Source organism: Chryseobacterium sp. FH1 (genome assembly GCF_000735135.1).
Lineage (GTDB): Bacteria > Bacteroidota > Bacteroidia > Flavobacteriales > Weeksellaceae > Epilithonimonas.
Genome location: NZ_JPLZ01000006.1, coordinates 733,825 through 752,687, shown reverse-complemented (window position 1 = coordinate 752,687; position 18,863 = coordinate 733,825). Strand labels below are relative to the sequence as shown.

Below are 18,863 nucleotides of genomic sequence, written 5' to 3'. Positions count from 1 at the left end.
GTCTACACAAAGAGCACAAGGTTTTTTAAATTGATTTCAAAGTAAATACTGTAATCTCTGGTCTGCAATTGAATCTAACTTGGTAAGAATGTCCCAAAGCACGGTTGATGTAAAGCATTCGCCCGTCATCCAAATCGATGATTCCAGAAGTATATTTTCGGTTTTTAACTGGTAAAATTAATGGTGGGAGAAAGGGCGGTTTACATTGTCCGCCGTGTGTATGTCCCGCGAGAATCCAGCCTTGATAATCGTTCCAGACATCCAGATCGCAAACGTCGGGATTGTGGCAAAGGACGAGATTGGCTTCATCGGGATTGATGGTTTTCGTTAGATTTTCTGGATGGAAATTCGTTCCCCAAACTTCCTCGAAACCAAAAATATTGAGTCCGGAAACGTCAGCTTTTTCATCTCTCAGCATTTGGATGTTGAAATCTGTCAGGATTTTTGAGATTTCGTCGGCGACATATTCTTCTCTCCATTCTGCGCCATAATCGTGGTTGCCGAGAATTGCCTTTGTTCCGAGAGTTCCCAGAACAGCTTCTTTCATTACGATTTTCAGTTGTTCGAATTGTTCTTTGTCATTTTCCCAGCAGACAAAATCGCCGGTGTAAACTACGATGTCTGGTTTGTAAGCTTTTGCTTTTTTGAAAGAATCAATCAGGAAATTGTAGTTGAATCTATTTCCAACGTGTAAATCTGAGATTTGCATCAGCGTTTTGTTGTGAAGTTTTGAAGGCAGGTTTTTGATTGGTAAGTCTTGATGTACAAACTCCAACCAAAATGGCTCGACTTGCCAACTGTAGAATAATGAGATTCCTGCAGTTGCGAGTAAAGACTTGGTAATAAATTTTCTTCTAGTCATTTTTTTATTTATAAAGTTCTTTGAATTACAAAGTTAATTTTCAAAAAAAATCGGGAGTTATCATCCCAATAATTTTTTTTCCCCAACCTTACAGGGAGCAAAATCCATTGTCTATCTTCCCAACAATTTTTCCAGGTTATTGATATGTTCTGTGAACGCATCTCGACCTTTTTGTGTGACGCGGTAAGATGTTCTCGGTTTTTTGCCGACGAATTCTTTCTTCACTTCTATATATTCTGCTTTTTCCAGCGCTGTGCTGTGGCTGGCGAGATTGCCGTCGGTGGCGCTGAGAAGGTTTTTCATTTCGGTAAAATCAACCCAATCGTTGACCATAAGAACGGACATAATGCCCAATCTTACACGACTTTCGAATTCTTTGTTGAGTTGATTGATGTTTAACACTTCTTAATTATTTATTGGTTTCCACTTTCCTTTCTTATAAAACATATTGGAGTACGGTTTGGTTTTAAAAACTAAATAAAAATCCCAAGAGTTTCTGTATAATGTTGGCTCCGAATCTAAAATAAAATTTGGATTTTCATTAATGATTTTCAAATGTGGACTTGCACTTCCTTCTATAAATTCAATTTTTCTTTTATAAACTTTTAATACTTTATTTTTATCTGTGACATATAAATTCAGTTCATCGTCCTTTGTAATCTCAAACCTGTAATGATTGTATTGCCAATCAGCATTTTCACCTTTGAATTTATTATTGTCAATAATATAAGTTCCGTAATAATCATTTTTTTCAACATTGGTTTTACTATTTAAAAAATTGCTTAAAATAATCATTAAAGATAATATGACAACCAAAATCCATATTCCAAATGACAGCTTTATAAATATTTTTTTCTTTGTTAAATGATTGATTAATAACAACATCAAAGTAATTAATCCCAGGAAGAGAAGTAATGCAAGAGAAAAAAACATCCACATAGATTAGAGAATCTTATTAGTCATATTTCCTATACATCAAAATCCCATAAAAAATATGCAAAACCCCAAATCCAATCGCCCAAAATATCAATCCCCAACCAAGCCAGAATAATGCAATCATTCCAAGAACGACTTCACAAATCCCAAGATATTTGACATCGCTTAGCGTATATCTCTCAGCATTAATCAAGGCCAATCCGTAGAAAATCAACATTGCCGGCGCAATTAAAGGAAAAAAGTTATGGTACCAAAGCGCAATGCAAAAAATTCCGCCTGCAACCAATGGAATTGTAAAATTGAACAACAACTTCTTCGTAATCGAATCCCAAATCTTAAGATTCTTCTTTTTGCTTTTTCTTGCTGTGAAAATATATCCGCTGGAAATCGCTAACACCAAAACAACCAAAGCGACAAAGAATAATTCCTTTGCCAGAGCTGGTCCGTAGATATTGCGTTCGCCATCAAAGTAATCGATGCCTTCTCTCTGGAAAACGAAATACACATACACGGAACCCAGCAAAGCCACGATTCCTGCAATCACGCCAGACAAGCCACTCAATGAAATAAATCTCGAACTGCGTTCCATCATCTGACGGATGTGCGCTAACTCTTCCTGATAATTTTTCGATTCCATAAAAAGAACTTTGAATTACAAAGCTACAACTTATTTTAAAACTCCAAAATAAATTTTGAAGTTTTTTGAAATAAAAAAAAGGGAACTCAAATGTTCCCTTCTCTCTTTAATTTTTAATAATCTTGAATGTATGAATTACAGAATCACGATCCGTAATCTTCACCACATAATTTCCTGATGCAAATTGGCTGATATCAATCTTTAGATTTTTATCTGAAACGGACTTTTGCATGATCAGTTTTGAACTGACATCAAAAATCTCGTACTTCTTGATTTCAATTGGTGAACTTACGCTTAGAATTCCTGTCGTTACCGGGTTAGGAAATATTTTGATGTTTTCCTTTTCACTGGATTCTACAGATAGGCTTGCTTCACAATTAATAATAGCATCCCAGCCTGCATAAGTGGAACTAGAATCCGAGGTGAATTTAAAAGTCAACGCACCTGTAGGATTGGAGGACTTATAAACTTTTGGAATAGCAGGCATAGTTCCAGATGAAAACAGAACTGGTGAAAGTGTATCTGGTCCGTTGTGGATTGTCAATCTATCACAACAAGACTCCAAACTGAAGAAATTAAAAGTAGCAGTTACTAATTTTCCTGCAGACATTGGATAGATTGTTTTGACCCAATTTTCATTATTTGTATAATTTCCATTTGCACCTCCAGAATCATAGAAATGTGCATCTCCACAATAATTCGGAATAGTACAGAAAGGAGTAGAAGATTTGGTCCATTCTGAGTTTCCATTGGAACAGATGGATCTCACATATACATCATAGCAAGTGTCAAATAAAAGTCCTGATAACAGATATGATTTGCTATTAACAATGATTCCGTGCCCCGTTGGTGAGCTACCAGCTGGTACTGCTTCTACTTCCCATTGCGTTGCACTAGAATTTTCCACCCAATTGATCTTTAACGTATTTGCGCTGGAAGACTCTAGGAGAAGTTGTGTTGGTTTATTGGCACATGGTGGCATTGGCTCACAAATAATCCGTGCATCCCACCCCGCCCTATTGATATTGCTAGAGTAAGGACTAAAAACAAAAGTCAACGCTCCAGTTGCTACGTCTGTAGATGTTATAGTACCTGGAAGTGTAGTATTTCCGTAGTTTGTATACAGCAAAGTACTTCCGTAAGTCGATGTTCCGTTATAAACCGAAAACTGATCATATTGATAAACATCAAACATCTCAAAAATAGCCTTTACTCTATTACCGGAACCAGTTGGATAAATTGTTTTTGTAAAATATTCACCAGAAGGATAATTACTCAAAGCACCTCCCAGATCATAGAAATGATCTCCAGCGCAATAATCTGCTTGCGTACAGAAAAGCCTAGAAACACCCCATTCTGATTTTCCTCCTGTACAAACTGATCTGATATAAACTTTATAACATGTATTCCTTTGTAAACCACTAATGGTGTATGGACGAGTAGAAACAATAGTTCCAATCCCCGTAGGTGAACCTCCGTCTGCTACTACTTCAATTTCCCACTGCGTTGCATTTGAATTATCTGTCCAATTTACTCTCAGTGTATTAAGGCCAGCATTTTGTAATAAGATTGAGCTTGGCGGATTTGGACAGGCAGGCATTGGCTCACAAATTATTTTCGCATCCCATCCTGCTTTGTTATTAGAGTTACCAGATGAATAGAAATAAAAGGTCAACGCACCAGTAGAAATATCTGTTGATGATAATGTTGTAGGTGGCGTGGAGTTTCCATAGCTATTATATAAAAGATTACTGCTAGATGTATTAGTTCCATTATAAACCGAAAAAGTATCATATTGATTGATATCGAACATTTCGAAGACAGCCTTTACCCTATTGCCATTACCGGAAGGATATATAGTTTTTGTATAATTTTCATAAGTTGTAGGATACCCACTTAATTCACCACCCGAATCATAGAAATGGTCTCCGCCACAATAGTCGCCCTGAGTACAGAACAATTTGGAAACGGTCCATTCAGAATTACCACCAGCACAAATGGAACGGACATAAACTTTATAACAAGTGTTGCTTGTAAGTCCAGTTATAGTGTAAGGTCTTGAAGAGATGATGGTACCAATTCCTGTAGGAGCATCGCCATCTTTTACCGCTTCAATTTCCCATTGTGTGGCGTTGGAGTTCTCGGGCCAAGTAACACGGAGTGAAGTCAGATTTGATGTCTGAAGTGTTATTTCTCCCGGTGCATTTGGGCAGGCAGGCATTGGTTCGCAGATTATTTGCGCATCCCAGCCAGCGTAATTATTACTATTCCCAGATGTATAGAAAACAAACGTCAAGGCGCCTGAAGATAAATCAGTTGAGGCTAAAGTCCCCGGTCGTATTGAGTTTCCATAACTACTATAGAGGACATTATTGCCATAGGCATTAGCACCATTATAAACTGTAAATTGATCGTATTGGTACACATCAAACATTTCAAAAATAGCTTTTACCCTGTCGCCACTATTTGCAGGATAAATTGTTTTTGTATAGGATTCATAATTGTTAGAGTAACCACCCGCTACACCACCTGAATCGTAGAAATGATCACCACCGCAGTAATCTGCTACTGTTGTGAATAATTTAGAAACACTCCATTCCGAAGTCCCACCAGAACATAACGATCTGATGTAAACTTTGTACATTGTGTTGGACTGCAAACCTGGGATCGTATAAGGTTTTGTATTAATAATTGTCCCTGCACCAGTTGGCAAACTACCATCTTTTACGGTTTCAATTTCCCATTGAGTAGCGTTTGAATTGTCTGTCCAATTAATAGTAAGACTATTAAGTGCAGAATTTTGCAGAACAATAGATTTTGGATATTCCAAACATGCCGGAACTGGCTCGCAGAAAATCTCAGCATCCCAACCCGATCTCACAGAACTTCCATCTGATCTGAAGGCAAAAGTCAATGCACCCGAAGCATGAGTAGATCTGAAGACAGAAGGCAACTCCGACATAGATCCGCTAGAAAATAAAATTGGTGAAGTCTTATTAGGCCCGTCATAAACCGTCAATCTATCACAACAAGATTCTAGAGAAAATTCGTTAAAAACAGCTCTTACCCTGTTACCACTAATCGATGGATAGATGGTCTTTGTCCAGTCTTCATTATTTGAATAGTTACCATTCGCACCTCCTGAGTCGTAGAAATGTTCACCCGCACAATAATCTGGCGATGTGCAAAGTCTACTAGGATTTGACCAATCTGAATACCCTCCAGCACAGATAGATCTTACATAAATATCAAAACAAGTATTCTTCGTGAGCCCGGACTGAGTAAATTGTTTTTCTGAAGTTACGTAGCCAGCACCTGTAGGTGTAGATCCTTCCGGTACGATTTCTACTTCCCATTGTGTGGCATTTGAAGTATCTTCCCAGTTAAAAGAAATGGAAGATGGCGTAGATGATGTTAATAAAATATTTTTTGGGATAACCTGGCAGGCAGGCTTTGGCTCGCAAAGAATTGTTGCATCCCAGCCCTCATCACCAGTTCCGTAGGAGAAGAATCTAAAAGTCAGGGCACCAGTAGGATGAGAAGATCTGTAAGTGTATGGCAATTGACTCATACTGGAACCTGAAAAGATAATAGGAGATCCTTCATTAGGTCCATCAAAAATGTAAAAATATGAGCAACAAGTCTCTACTTTGAATTTATTAAAAATAGCCGTAACACGATCTCCTGCATTTTCCGGATAGATTGTTTTTGTAAAGTTTTCGGATGGTGGGTAGTTGCCTGTAGCCCCACCAGAATCGTAAAAATGATCACCGCCACAATAGTCTGCAGTTGTACAAAAGTTACTTCCTTTGACCCACTCAGAATTGCTACCCGCTACGCCACAGACAACACGGACGTAAACATCGTAACAAGTATTTTTGGTAAGACCTGTAATGGTGTAAGGATTTGTGGTAGCCAAAACGCCGACTCCGCTTGGCGTTTGTCCAGTAGGAACAACCTCAACTTCCCATTTTCCTGATAGAGCATTTGTATTCCATCTAATATTAAGGCTATTAGTTCCAGCATTTACCAATTCCACATAGTTCAAACCCGTGCAGACAGTGTTAAAAGTATTAACTTGGGAAAAACTGCTTTCTCCACAAATGTTGACTGCTTTCACTCTCCAATAGTATTGTGTACCTGTGTTTAGATTTTGAGCATGTCTATTGATCGGCGTTGTAATAGTTTCTTTTACAGAAAAATCTGAATCTTGGGAAATCTCTAATATATAAGATTCTGCGTTAGTGTCCGAAGACCAAGTAAATTCGGTATTAGAATAATTGACAGCAACATTGTTACTTGCTGGTGTTAGCAAAGTGGGCGCTGTAAGAGCATCATCATAAATTGTAATCGCTAAAGGAAATTCAAAACTATCTGCGCCATTTTCACCCTTGACAATAATATTATATTTTCCTTTTTGAACGTTCTTAATTCCACTAAGGTTAAGTACAAAATTACTTTCGTTGGATAGAACTGAAGGCGTGAAAGATGCAGATAAACCATTAGGCAAATTAATCGCTGACAGGTTTACTTCGCTTGAGAAACCATTTTTTACGTAGTAATCAAAGTTAACGGAATAATTATCAGTCGAACTTTTACAGATACTGATATGACTTTGAGCTGTATTAAACCAATAATCCGTTGTAACAATTCCAGAGGCAATCAGAGAGTAATTTTGAGACTGATTGGCAAGCGTTCCCTTATGCTTGATTTTAAGAATGTAGGTGCCCGCAGTTGGATTATTAATTTCAATCTTCTCCACATTATCCACATTGTTGACACCTTTTACAGCTGGCGAATTTACGTTTGCAGGATTGAGTTTCCATGGAAAATAATCAACACCGTCTCTTGAAAGAAGAATATCCAAATCGTTGACCAAATTAGGCGTTGCATCATCTAAAGTATCAGAAGGCAAATTTCCAACTGGATCTGTCCAAGAAATAGTGACTACAAGAGGATTTACGCCATCGCTATTAATGATTACATCTTTCGTCTCATTATTATTAAGTGTACTTTCCTCAATCTTAGAAAAAAGATTTTTATCTTTAATAATATTCGCTGCTTTCTCTGCGTTGATCAATCCCCAACCAAATTTGTAATCTGGTCCAGGCGCAATTCCAGCTTCATCTGCAGAATGAATCATCAACCCTTTTAGCGTTGATGCCTTCATGTAAGAATTATTTACCTGATGATAATACTGTTGCAGAAGAAGTAATGTTCCAGCCACACTTGGGGACGCCATAGAGGTTCCATTGTAATAATCATAGGAACTGTTGGAATTGTTGATCGCAGAAAATGTACCAACTCCTTTTGCAGAAATATCCGGTTTTATACGTCCATCATCCGAAGGCCCCCAACTGCTGAATTCTGACATAACTACAGAATAAGCATTGGTATAGTTGAGAACTTCTTGCACCGCCGCTACAGTGATGACATTTTTCCCAAGCGCGTGGCCAGTAATAAGATCAAATCCATTTTTACCCGTGTTTACACCATAAATCCTGGAATTTCCGGCAGCGCAAACCATTTGATAATAAGGTGCATTGAAATGGATATTATCAAAATCTTTTGAATTCTGATCATATTTTCCAAATCTTTCTACATTTAGAAATGAAGGATTGTAACCGTAAGAATGATTGGAAATCAACAATCCAGCGGCCGCCGCGTTGGCAACTTCAGCGACGTCATTGTCCCAATCATAGGCATTTGCACTTCCCTTGAAAGCCATTCCTCTTGCGTTTCCACTTTGTACGGCGTCTGTTCCGATAATGGTTCCTGCAACGTGAGAGGCATGAGGATGCATATAAGGCGAGTTATCTCTCAGAGAAAGTCGGCTGGAAAACAGCTCATGTGTGAGCAACGGACTTCCAGCATCCCAAACGCCGGCAAGCATACCTTGCCCTTCTATAGAAAGTCCAAGACTGCCACCAGTATAAAGCCTGTCTGCACGTGATGTAATCCCAGCATTTCGATTTTCCGTAATGTAATAGATAGGCTTCAGATCATCCGTGACACCCATCAGTCTGGAGTAGGTGCTATCTGTTATGATCACCTTTCTCCATTGGTATCTGTCAGCCAAAGAATAGGCTCGATTGAAATTAAGTTCGAAATTCTTTTGTTTGTTTTCGGAAAACGATCTTAAAGAATTGACGTTGGAAGATTGTTGAATCTTACTGAAATCCTGTTGATTTTGAGAATAAATGTTGATTGTTGATATCAGAAATAACATCAAACAATAACTGTAGAATTTTTTCATGAATAAAAGTTTCCCAAAAATATAAAAAAATCTTAATATTCTTAAATTTTGTTAAAACAAACTTGAAGAATTAATATTGATTATCTGGAAAACTTAAACTACCATTTGTATTAGATCAAAAAAACTATAATTCTATCAACTTTTTCCCTATTTTGTAAACTGTTCCTCGGAAACCTGCAACAACCTCATCGTTTTGATTCTTAATCGTGATGTCATAGACTGCAGTTTTCCTTGTATCTGTGAGTAAAATACTTTCTGCAGTCAAAATATCACCATCTCTTACAGCTTTTGTAAAATTAATATAACAATTAAGCGCAACCGCCGCATCGCCAGAATTATTGGAAGAAAAGGCAAGGGCCGAATCTGCAAAAGCGAACGTCACACCACCGTGAACTGTTCCCAATCCGTTGATCATTTCAGGTTTGATCGGCATTTTCAGAAAGCAATAATTTTCTTTGATGTCGACAAGCTCAATTCCCAACCATTGAGAAAACAGGTCTTTCCCGAACATATATTCGGCGGTCTCTTTCGGAGTCATAAAAGATATAAATGATGATTGATAAATGATAAATGATGGAAGTTAGAAGTTGGAAGAAAAAACGCTCAAACTCTCCTACTCTCCTACTCTAAAACGCTCCAACCTACTTCCCTTTGTAATCTGGTAAACGTTTTTCGATAAAAGCAGTCACACCTTCGCGGAAATCTTCTGTCTCTGCTGCATCTTGCTGAATGATGGATTCGTAATCCAACTGCTCTTTCAAAGTGAAATCATAAGATTTGCTGAAGGCTTTCTTAGTGAGATAAAGTGCTGTTGTTGCAGAATGAGCCAATTGTGTAAGAACTTCCATAGACTTTTCCACAAATTCAGAATCTGGGAAAACGTCGGCAACCAAGCCCATTTTCTTGGCTTCGGGCGCAGGTACCTTTTTCCCTGTGAAAGACAAGTAACTCGCCAATTGCTTTCCTACTAATTTAGGTAAAAAGTAAGTTCCCGCGGTATCTGGAATCAAACCAATATTAGCAAAAGCGAACGAAAAATATGAACTTTCAACCGCCAAAGTGAAATCACAAATAGAAGCCAACATCGCACCAGCTCCAACTGCAGGACCATTGACCAAGGCAATTACCGGTTTTCTACACTTTACAATTTCCAAAACCAATGGATTGTAATATTCAATCACAAAACGCTGGATGGCGCGCTCGTCATCGTCCTCACCAAAACTTAAGGCTTCTTTCAAATTTTGACCGGCACAAAATGCTTTTCCTTTGCCGGCGATCGCAACGCAACGCACATTCTCGTCATTACTGAATTTGTGAACCGCATCTCTCAATTCGCCCAACATCACCTTAGTCAAACTATTATAACTCTCGGGTTGATTGAGGTAGATCATTTGTAATTTTCCTTCAAATTGGCCATCTATTTCTATTTGTGTGTAATTCATCTTACATAATTATTGTTAGATGCAATTTAATGTATTTTATTGAAAGTGCTGGAGAAAGTTCTATTCTCAAAATAACAAAAGCCGATCATTACTGACCGGCTATTTAGATTTAGAAGTATTTTGAATTACTTTACAATTAATTTCTGAGTGTAATTACCCTTTACAGAAGTTACTTTTAACAAGTAAATACCTTTTGTTAGATTAACATTAAACTCGTTTGTAGATTCTCCTGTCAAGCCATTAAAACCTGAAGTATGAACCACTCTGCCATTCATATCGTAAATTGCAACTTTCGCATTTCCTCCAAGATCTTTGGACTTGATAAAGAAATTACCATTGGATGGATTTGGATATACTTTGATATTATTAGAATTAAAAGCACCTTCGTTTACAGCTAATGTCTGTGCCTCTCTGGTACATAATTCTAGTGACCAAGTCGTTACTTTACCAGTTAGATTTAAAATATTGTCTGATGCGAATAAATTCCACACCCCTTTAGTATCATTACCTTTAAAGATTGATAAGGACTCATCTGGTTTCACTGTTCCAGCAACTGGAGATGCGCAAACGTAAGCAGCACCTTCGTCACTGAATGTTGCAGTTAGTCCAGAGGTATTACATTTTTTATTCCATAACCAAGCACTTTGACCTAGTGGACCTTGGATTCCAACAACAATCTGACTTACTCTTGGATGCTCAACTGTTGGCTTCACTCTGATTTTTGTAATTACTCCAGAATCCTGAACATCGATTGGAACCATAATCTGAGGAGATGAAATTGGACCTCCTGTACTTCCTGTTCCATCATTGATATCTACTGCTGGGCCCTCATAATTGTAAGTTGTACAAACTTCACCATTTGCAGTGTAGTCTATTACAAAACTAGGACTCATAGCAAAATAAACATTATCAACTGCTTCTATCATTATGTAAGCATTTGCGGCTTGCGAACTTGCAGGAATTGTTATAGACTCTTCACCATCGTTAGCAGTATTGGCTGCTAAAGTTGTAAATGTTTTTCCACCATCCAGAGATAATTTTATGTTTACATTAGCCGTGTTTACAGGAGCTACGTTAGTTCCCGCAACATTCCATTTGACATTATAAGTTTCATTAGATATTAGACTCTCTCCGAAAGTTGGAGCTGTAACTATAAAAGGACCAGCTGCTGCACTTACTGTAATTCTCATAGCATCGGTTTGCGTTTGAGGACCTTCCGGAGAATTGTCTCTAGCCGTCAGTGTGAAGTCTAAAACTCTACCAACGCTAGATAATGCCTCCCAACGAGTTGCATTGACACCAGCTAGAACTTTACCATACTCAGGGAAATATCTTACAGGCTCTTCTGTTGGAGGGAACATTTTGAAGTTTGGACCTCCAGTTTTTGTAGGAGAAGCATAAGAACCAGTTCCAAATTGTGCACTTCCACTCGCAGAATTGTTTTGTTCCCAAACATAAGTCAATGCATCATTTTCAGCATCAGTCACTGTTCCTTTTAGCACAAATGGTGTACTGATTGGAATGGTAACATCTGGACCAGCATTTACAACTGGCGGTGTATTGGTAATTGGTGTATTTACAGCACAGGCTTTATTCGCAAGATTATTCTGAATCTGAAGAATATTTCTGTACGTAAAGAAATCGTTTGAATTAAATTGAGTGTCATAATTTCCGGTAATACCAGTGTAGGCCATAATTGTATTTCCACTACCTACTTCCACTTGAACGCCAGATCCTTCTGATCCAGCATAAGTATGTGTATGATTAGCACCTACCTGATGTCCTATCTCGTGTGCTACGTAATCGATATCAAAAATATCACTTACTGGAATATAATGTGAAGTAAATCCAGAACCTTTGCTTGAATTTGTACAAATACAACCAATACAACCTGCATTACCATTTGGACTTGCATAAGCTAGAAGGTGTCCGATGTCATAATTTGCGGGACCAACAAGCAAAGTATTATTCAAAGTTGCCTGAAGTTGCGAATTAAAGTTACCTGTATAAGGATCGGTATTAGGATTTAAATAAATAATTGGTAATATATCAATCAAATTGAAGTGCACCGCAAGATCTTTCTCATACAAGGCATTCACTCTTGTAACAGTATTATTGATCGCAGCAAGAACTACCGCCTTTTTTTCATCATCCGTTGCAGATTCAGCACCTGCTCTGGTGATATGATACTGAGAATATTCTGCCTGTGCAGAAACAGCTAATCTAAATGTTTTAAAAACCTGATTGTTTGATTTGTTTGAAGATGCCACCTCTCCTTGACCTCCTTCAATGATCTCATCCATCGTAGAACAAATAAATTCATCTTTCTGATCCAAAATCCTAGATGCTGAAGAATAGGCCGCGTAGACATCATTACCAGCTGTGTAAGCTTCTATAAAACTAGATTTTTCAGCACCAAATGTGGTAGAAGAAAGACCCAGATCCGAAATACTGAATCTGATGTAAGCCGTAGGATTTGTAATACCAACTCCCATGTAAGATCGGATATCAGGAAACATAGCTTGCAACTCAGGCGTAAAATTGGAATATTCCCAAACCTGGAATCTTTCCAAAACACCATTTGCATTAGGCATCAGAATCTCAACACCATTCTGTCCTGAGAATTTTTGTGGCGCATTCTGTAATTTTGATTTCAAAAGAGCTTTGTCCAAAGAAAACAATTGCTTCTCTTTAAGACTTGCAAACTCCGCTTTCACCTGCTTGGTCGTGTTGCCCACCTTCGACCATTGGGCAAAACTCAACATTGGCAAAACCAATGCTGACATTAGTAAGTACTTCTTCATATATAATTTTTCCGCAAATTAAGAATTCTCAAAACAAAATAATAATTTTTAACAAAAAAAATACAAATGTGACTTTACCTTGACAATCAAACATAAATATTTAAATCAAATCCCAAGATATTTTATTGTATGATTAAAAAGTCAACAATTCGCCTTAGTTTAAATTACAAAAACCCGCTCGACGAAAATCCATCAAACGGGTTCAATTAAATTTAAAAATATGAATTACTTTTTAATCAGTTTATTGGTCAAAGTAATTTTGGAAGAAGTTTTAGTTTTGATGATGTAAACCCCTTTTGTCAAATCCTGAACGTCCACTCTTGTTCTATCTCCGTTTAAGGTTTTCACCATTTTTCCAGTCGCATCGAAGATATTGACAGAAACAACCTTCATTGATTCCATGTTTTTATATTCAAAATAATCCTGCGTCGGGTTTGGATAGATGGCAACCTTTGACTTGAAGTTGGCGTCTGCAACATTCAAGAAATCACATTCCGCCTCGAGTTCGTAAAGGCATTCCTGGTTCAACAATTGGAACCATCCGTATGCTGGAGCTCCCATCGCAAGGCTCTCGCCAACAACGCCTTCCCCAGTGAGATAATGCGGTGTCATCGCCCAGGCATTGGCATCGGATTTTGCGCCCATCCAAACTCTGCCATCAGACATCGTTCCGTCCAAAAGAATTGGAGTGGCCAATTTCACTTTCACTTTTCTCACATAAAATTCGTGATCTGGCTCGTAACCAATAATTTCTACAGATTCTATACTTGTATTTTCGACCTGCATAAATTGCTCATTTGGAATATTTCTTCTTGCGTCTTCAGGATCTTCCGGCGTAGAAAGTACATTGGTGTAGAAAACAAAATTAACAAATGTTGGCGCCAACTTACTGCTTAACGTCACCGTAATGCTGTTGATTTTAATCGTTTGATTGGACGCCAAAGGAATATCAACTGCCGCTCTCTGCCCAGCTGTCCCGACAATGAAAACACCGGTTTGCTCGTCTGTATCGTTGATGACTGCAACGTTGCAGTTTTCAGCTTTCTGAGATTGCGATTTGGAAACAACTCTAGGCGTAGAGTCATAGAACGATTTCCCATAACCAAGCTCTTGAGAATAGGAAAGTGCCGAACCCATTGCGCAAACAAATAATACAATTTTCTTCATAATTGATTTTTTAAGATTTAATAAATTTCGTTGTGATAATCTTATCAAATGGAAATAAATTTTATTTCATTGATGAAGTAAATGTATATACTCTAAGAATTAAAAAAAAGCTTTAGACTTTCGAAATATCATATTTTTAAAATCAAAACAAGGTTTTAAAACATTGATAAGTAAAGGATTAAAAATTTTTATGTTTATTTTCTGCTTCTCTTAGAAAAGCCGATGGAGAGATTCCCGTTACGTTTTTGAAGACCGTTGTGAATGAACTATGCGAAGAAAAACCAGCCTCTTCTGCCAAGTAACTTATTTTGTAATTAAGGAATTCTGGACGTTCCAAAATCTGTTTGCAGATATAATTAATTCGGAGCTCATTCAGATAATTATTGAAGTTCTTCTCTTTATGTTTTTTAATGGTTTCGGAGAGATAAGTTGGATTGGTTTTGAACATCACAGCCAAGCTTGCAACCGTCAGTTTTGAATTGGTAAATTTCACCGATTCTTCAAACTTGCTTAATTTTTCAAGAATCATAGTTTCTGCAGAACTGGGAACAGAGAACGCTACTTTTTCCTTTTCTTCAATTTCCGGCTGAACAATTTCTTTCGGTTCTGAAGTTTCCTTTATCTCATTTCTTTCAAGATTCGAAATAAAATTCTGATAAAGCAACTTCTCTTTTTTTCTTTTTTGATTAATATGAAAAATCGAAATTCCCCCAATTAGAATTAAAAACCCACAACCAATAATCAGCAGTTGATTATGTCCCTCTTTGTTAGAAATTTGATCCAAAAGGCCTTTCTGTTCGATTGTCACCGCCGTATTGATGGCCTTCAGATTACTGTCTTTCACATCAGGTTCAAGTTCCAAAAGCTTTTCAGAATATTCGATGTATTTTTCTTTATTATTCAAAGCTTTGTAAGAGGCGATGAGCTTTTTGTACATATCTGCCTTCAATCGGTTATCTTTAAAAGCACTTTCTTTCAAAACCACTTCCAAAGAATCAATTGCTCTCTGATGTTCATTTTCGCCAGCATAAACTTTAGCTAAATTATTGTAAATAAAATACTTAAACTCCTTATTTTCATTATCACGAATGACCAAAGCTTTGTTCAGAAAATATTCTGCCGAATCATTTTGTTTGAGATAAGCGTAAGAAACACCCAAATTATAAAACGCTCTTCGAAATTGGAAAATATTCTTCTTGCTGGGACTTCCAATATTCCCTAAAAATTTCAAAGCTTTTTGATAATCTTTTTTCGCAACAAGAAAATTCTCTTTGTCCGCCTCAAGATTCCCATATTCGATGTACAACCTGGCTGTGAGGAAATTCTTTTCGTAACCATTTGGTAATTTATCAACTTGTTGTTTCGATAAGTTTAAGTAAGGTTTTATTTTATCCGGAAAATTCAAAAAAGAATATTGATTGGCGATAGAACCGTAGATTTTTGCTTTCAGTTTGGTATTATCCAATTTCTCCGCAATCTCTTTCGCTTTGAAAAGCATTTCCGTAGACTTTGCAAAATCAGGCTTTTTGATTTTCATATAAGCATCCGCCATTTTCATTCGAACATCAAATTTCTCTTCTTCAGAAATGGGTTGTTCCAGTTTCTTGATGCTTTGTTCAATAATAGTTTCTGGTGAAATTTTATTTTTATCAAAGGTTTCAGTTCCAGACAAGTCTTCTTGATTTTGTTTTTGAGCAGAACAAAATATCAGCAAGCAAAAAGTCATCAAAAAAATTACAAGACGGGTCAATATCAGATTTTATAGACTCAAATTTATGAATAAAAAACGCTAAATAATTGGGTAATAAAATTTGATTGAGCAAAAACCATTACCAAATTGACAATCGTTTTTAATCTAATTAATTGATTTTCGGAAATTTTGTCGTTTTAACTTAATACAAATTCAATTATTCGGAAATTTTGTCTGATAATTCTAAAAATTCAATAAAAGAACACTTTTTGCGATAAGCTATTCGAATTAAATAATTGATAAAGCATTAAGAAAGTCAACCTCAGAAATTACTTTCTTAATGTTTTTTAAAAATAAAAATCATCTTTTCAAAACTAAAAATTAAACAAAATTTGATGCAATTTTATAATCAATTATCATCTATCAATCATCAATTATAATAAAGATATGAACTTAAACCAATATACCGTAAAATCACAAGAAGCCATCCAGGCCGCTCAGCAAGTGGCGATGGAATTTGGCAATCAGCAAATAGAACCGCAACATTTACTGGAAGGAATCTTCCAAGTTGATGAAAATATATCTCCATTCTTATTAAAGAAATCTGAAGCAGATTCAAATTTAGTAAGAGAGCGAAACCGAGAAAATCTAGAAAGACTCCCGAAAGTACAGGGCGGAAATATCTACCTTTCACAATCTGCGAACAAAGTTTTGTTGGACGCACCGAACATCGCTAAAAAAATGGGTGATGAATTCGTGACCATCGAACATCTTTGGCTTTCACTTTTGGAAACCAACTCTGAAGTTTCAAAAACTTTGAAGGATATGGGCGTGACCAAAAGTCTTCTCGAGGGCGCAATCAAAGAACTAAGAAAAGGTTCGAAAGCCACTTCTGCAAGTTCAGAAGAGACTTATCAGTCCTTAAATAAATATGCTAAAAACTTCAATGAACTCGCTGCAGAAGGGAAACTGGATCCGGTAATCGGACGTGATGAAGAAATCAGAAGAGTTTTGCAGATTCTTTCGAGAAGAACTAAAAACAATCCGATCTTGATTGGAGAGCCTGGCGTTGGTAAAACGGCGATTGCTGAGGGAATTGCACACCGAATTATCAGCGGCGATATTCCAGAAAATTTGCAGGATAAAACTTTGTACTCTTTGGATATGGGCGCACTGATTGCCGGAGCAAAATACAAAGGTGAATTTGAAGAAAGATTAAAATCTGTTGTGAATGAAGTGATAAAATCAGACGGACAAATTATTCTTTTCATAGACGAAATCCACACTTTGGTGGGAGCCGGCGGTGGCGAAGGTGCTATGGATGCGGCAAATATCCTAAAACCAGCTTTGGCAAGAGGAGAATTAAGAGCAATCGGTGCAACGACTTTGAATGAATATCAAAAATATTTTGAAAAAGATAAAGCATTGGAAAGACGTTTCCAGAAAGTGATGGTGGAAGAACCTGATACGGAATCTGCGATTTCAATTCTTCGTGGAATTAAGGATAAATACGAAGCGCACCACAAAGTAAGAATCAAAGATGAAGCGATTATTGCGGCGGTGGAAATGTCTCAACGATATATTTCAGACCGGTTTTTACCGGATAAAGCGATTGATTTGATTGATGAAGCTTCTGCTAAACTGAGAATGGAAATCAATTCTAAACCAGAAGAGCTGGATGTTCTCGACAGAAAACTGATGCAGATGGAAATCGAGCTGGCTGCTATTTCAAGAGAAGGAAGCCAGACGAAAATCGACCATTTGAAAGAAGATATTTCGAAAATTTCTGAACAGAGAAACGAAATCAATGCGAAATGGCTGAAAGAGAAACAAAAGTCTGAGGATTTAACATCCATCAAAAAAGATATTGAATCCTTAAAACTCGAAGCAGAAAGAGCTTCCAGAGCTGGAGATTACGCGAAAGTTGCCGAAATTCAATACGGAAAAATAAAAGAAAAGGAAGATGCTTTGCAGAAACTCGAACTGGAAATGCAAAACCATCAGAATGAATTGATTAAGGAAGAAGTTACGGCCGATAATATTTCAGAAGTGATTGGAAAATGGACAGGAATTCCTGTGACCAAACTCCTGCAATCTGAAAGAGAAAAATTACTGCATCTTGAAACAGAACTTCATCACAGAGTTGTTGGTCAGGAAGAAGCGATAGAAGCGGTTGCTGATGCCATCAGAAGAAACAGAGCGGGATTGAGTGACGAGAAAAAACCGATTGGAAGTTTCTTATTTTTAGGAACAACCGGAGTTGGTAAAACCGAGCTGGCAAAGGCTTTAGCTGAGTTTTTATTCGACGATGAAAACAATATGACGAGAATTGATATGAGTGAATATCAGGAAAGACATTCCGTTTCTCGTTTGGTTGGCGCGCCTCCTGGATATGTTGGATATGACGAAGGTGGACAATTGACCGAAGCTGTGAGAAGAAGACCTTATTCAGTCGTGCTTTTGGATGAAATTGAGAAAGCGCATCCTGATGTTTTCAACACCTTACTGCAGGTTTTGGATGATGGAAGATTGACCGATAACAAAGGTCGTGTGGTGAATTTCAAAAACTCGATTATCATTATGACTTCGAATCTTGGTTCGCATATTATTCAGGAGAATTTTGAGAATATTACCGAGGAAAATCAGGATGAGATTGTGGACAAAACAAAAATTCAGGTTTTTGATTTATTAAAACAAACGCTTCGTCCGGAATTCCTGAACCGGATTGATGAAACGGTGTTGTTCCAGCCTTTACGAAAAAAAGAAATCGGAAAAATCGTTCAGTATCAATTGAGAGGTTTCAATGATTTGTTGCTGAAAAGAAACATCATTATGACCGCAACTCAGGATGCTTTGGATTATCTGACCAACAAAGGGTACGACCCGGTTTTTGGAGCGAGACCTTTAAAAAGAGTGATTCAGCAGGAAGTTTTAAATAAATTATCAAAAGAAATCCTCGCAGGAACCGTGAATGACGGCGATAGAATCACCTTGGATTATTTTGAGGAAACAGGTTTGGTTTTCAGACCGGTGGAATAAGAGTTAAATTTTCTTCATACATATTAAAAC

The 18,863-nt window shown here is 37.2% G+C and carries 11 protein-coding genes; 1 reads left to right on the top strand and 10 read right to left on the bottom strand.

Annotation, left to right across the window (positions count from 1 at the left end):
* Nucleotides 1-25: 25 nt before the first annotated feature.
* The 10 genes from IO90_RS10305 to IO90_RS10260 form a co-directional block, all read right to left on the bottom strand.
* A complete protein-coding gene (locus tag IO90_RS10305; protein ID WP_034966174.1) occupies nt 26-862 on the bottom strand; it encodes a metallophosphoesterase in 837 nt (278 codons plus the stop codon).
* 111 nt (nt 863-973) lie between these two features.
* Entirely contained in the window at nt 974-1,264 is a 291-nt protein-coding gene (locus tag IO90_RS10300) for a winged helix-turn-helix domain-containing protein (RefSeq protein WP_034966172.1), read from the bottom strand.
* A gap of 3 nt (nt 1,265-1,267) precedes the next feature.
* Nucleotides 1,268-1,795 carry a hypothetical protein gene (locus IO90_RS10295; protein ID WP_131450860.1) on the bottom strand — a complete coding sequence of 176 codons (528 nt, stop codon included), beginning with the start codon at nt 1,793-1,795 and terminating at the stop codon, nt 1,268-1,270.
* A 22-nt stretch (nt 1,796-1,817) separates the two neighbouring features.
* Complete coding sequence (locus IO90_RS10290) at nt 1,818-2,435, bottom strand: hypothetical protein (RefSeq protein WP_034966167.1); 618 nt, start codon at nt 2,433-2,435, stop codon at nt 1,818-1,820.
* 106 nt (nt 2,436-2,541) lie between these two features.
* On the bottom strand, nt 2,542-8,691 hold the full coding sequence (locus IO90_RS18375) for a fibronectin type III domain-containing protein (protein ID WP_051878513.1): 6,150 nt from the start codon (nt 8,689-8,691) through the stop codon (nt 2,542-2,544).
* A gap of 124 nt (nt 8,692-8,815) precedes the next feature.
* Nucleotides 8,816-9,229 carry a PaaI family thioesterase gene (locus IO90_RS10280; protein ID WP_034966166.1) on the bottom strand — a complete coding sequence of 138 codons (414 nt, stop codon included), beginning with the start codon at nt 9,227-9,229 and terminating at the stop codon, nt 8,816-8,818.
* A 103-nt stretch (nt 9,230-9,332) separates the two neighbouring features.
* Nucleotides 9,333-10,133: an enoyl-CoA hydratase/isomerase family protein gene (locus tag IO90_RS10275; RefSeq protein ID WP_034966165.1), complete on the bottom strand. Its 801-nt coding sequence runs from the start codon at nt 10,131-10,133 to the stop codon at nt 9,333-9,335.
* A gap of 125 nt (nt 10,134-10,258) precedes the next feature.
* Nucleotides 10,259-12,937 carry a reprolysin-like metallopeptidase gene (locus tag IO90_RS10270; protein ID WP_081871805.1) on the bottom strand — a complete coding sequence of 893 codons (2,679 nt, stop codon included), beginning with the start codon at nt 12,935-12,937 and terminating at the stop codon, nt 10,259-10,261.
* Nucleotides 12,938-13,162: 225 nt separating this feature from the next.
* Entirely contained in the window at nt 13,163-14,104 is a 942-nt protein-coding gene (locus IO90_RS10265; RefSeq protein WP_081871804.1) for a T9SS type A sorting domain-containing protein, read from the bottom strand.
* Between the two features lie 178 nt (nt 14,105-14,282).
* Entirely contained in the window at nt 14,283-15,830 is a 1,548-nt protein-coding gene (locus tag IO90_RS10260; protein WP_034966163.1) for a helix-turn-helix domain-containing protein, read from the bottom strand.
* Between the two features lie 411 nt (nt 15,831-16,241).
* Between IO90_RS10260 and clpB the strand changes: the two genes are divergently transcribed.
* Entirely contained in the window at nt 16,242-18,833 is a 2,592-nt protein-coding gene (clpB, locus tag IO90_RS10255) for an ATP-dependent chaperone ClpB (protein ID WP_034966161.1), read from the top strand.
* Nucleotides 18,834-18,863: the final 30 nt, after the last annotated feature.

Bases quoted from the DNA above. Each gene is read 5' to 3' on its own strand.
- IO90_RS10305 (WP_034966174.1), bottom strand. From the start codon at position 862: ATGACTAGAAGAAAATTTATTACCAAGTCTTTACTCGCAACTGCAGGA.
- IO90_RS10295 (WP_131450860.1), bottom strand. From the start codon at position 1,795: ATGTTTTTTTCTCTTGCATTACTTCTCTTCCTGGGATTAATTACTTTG.
- IO90_RS10290 (WP_034966167.1), bottom strand. From the start codon at position 2,435: ATGGAATCGAAAAATTATCAGGAAGAGTTAGCGCACATCCGTCAGATG.
- IO90_RS18375 (WP_051878513.1), bottom strand. From the start codon at position 8,691: ATGAAAAAATTCTACAGTTATTGTTTGATGTTATTTCTGATATCAACA.
- IO90_RS10280 (WP_034966166.1), bottom strand. From the start codon at position 9,229: ATGACTCCGAAAGAGACCGCCGAATATATGTTCGGGAAAGACCTGTTT.
- IO90_RS10275 (WP_034966165.1), bottom strand. From the start codon at position 10,133: ATGAATTACACACAAATAGAAATAGATGGCCAATTTGAAGGAAAATTA.
- IO90_RS10270 (WP_081871805.1), bottom strand. From the start codon at position 12,937: ATGAAGAAGTACTTACTAATGTCAGCATTGGTTTTGCCAATGTTGAGT.
- IO90_RS10265 (WP_081871804.1), bottom strand. From the start codon at position 14,104: ATGAAGAAAATTGTATTATTTGTTTGCGCAATGGGTTCGGCACTTTCC.
- IO90_RS10260 (WP_034966163.1), bottom strand. From the start codon at position 15,830: ATGACTTTTTGCTTGCTGATATTTTGTTCTGCTCAAAAACAAAATCAA.
- clpB (WP_034966161.1), top strand. From the start codon at position 16,242: ATGAACTTAAACCAATATACCGTAAAATCACAAGAAGCCATCCAGGCC.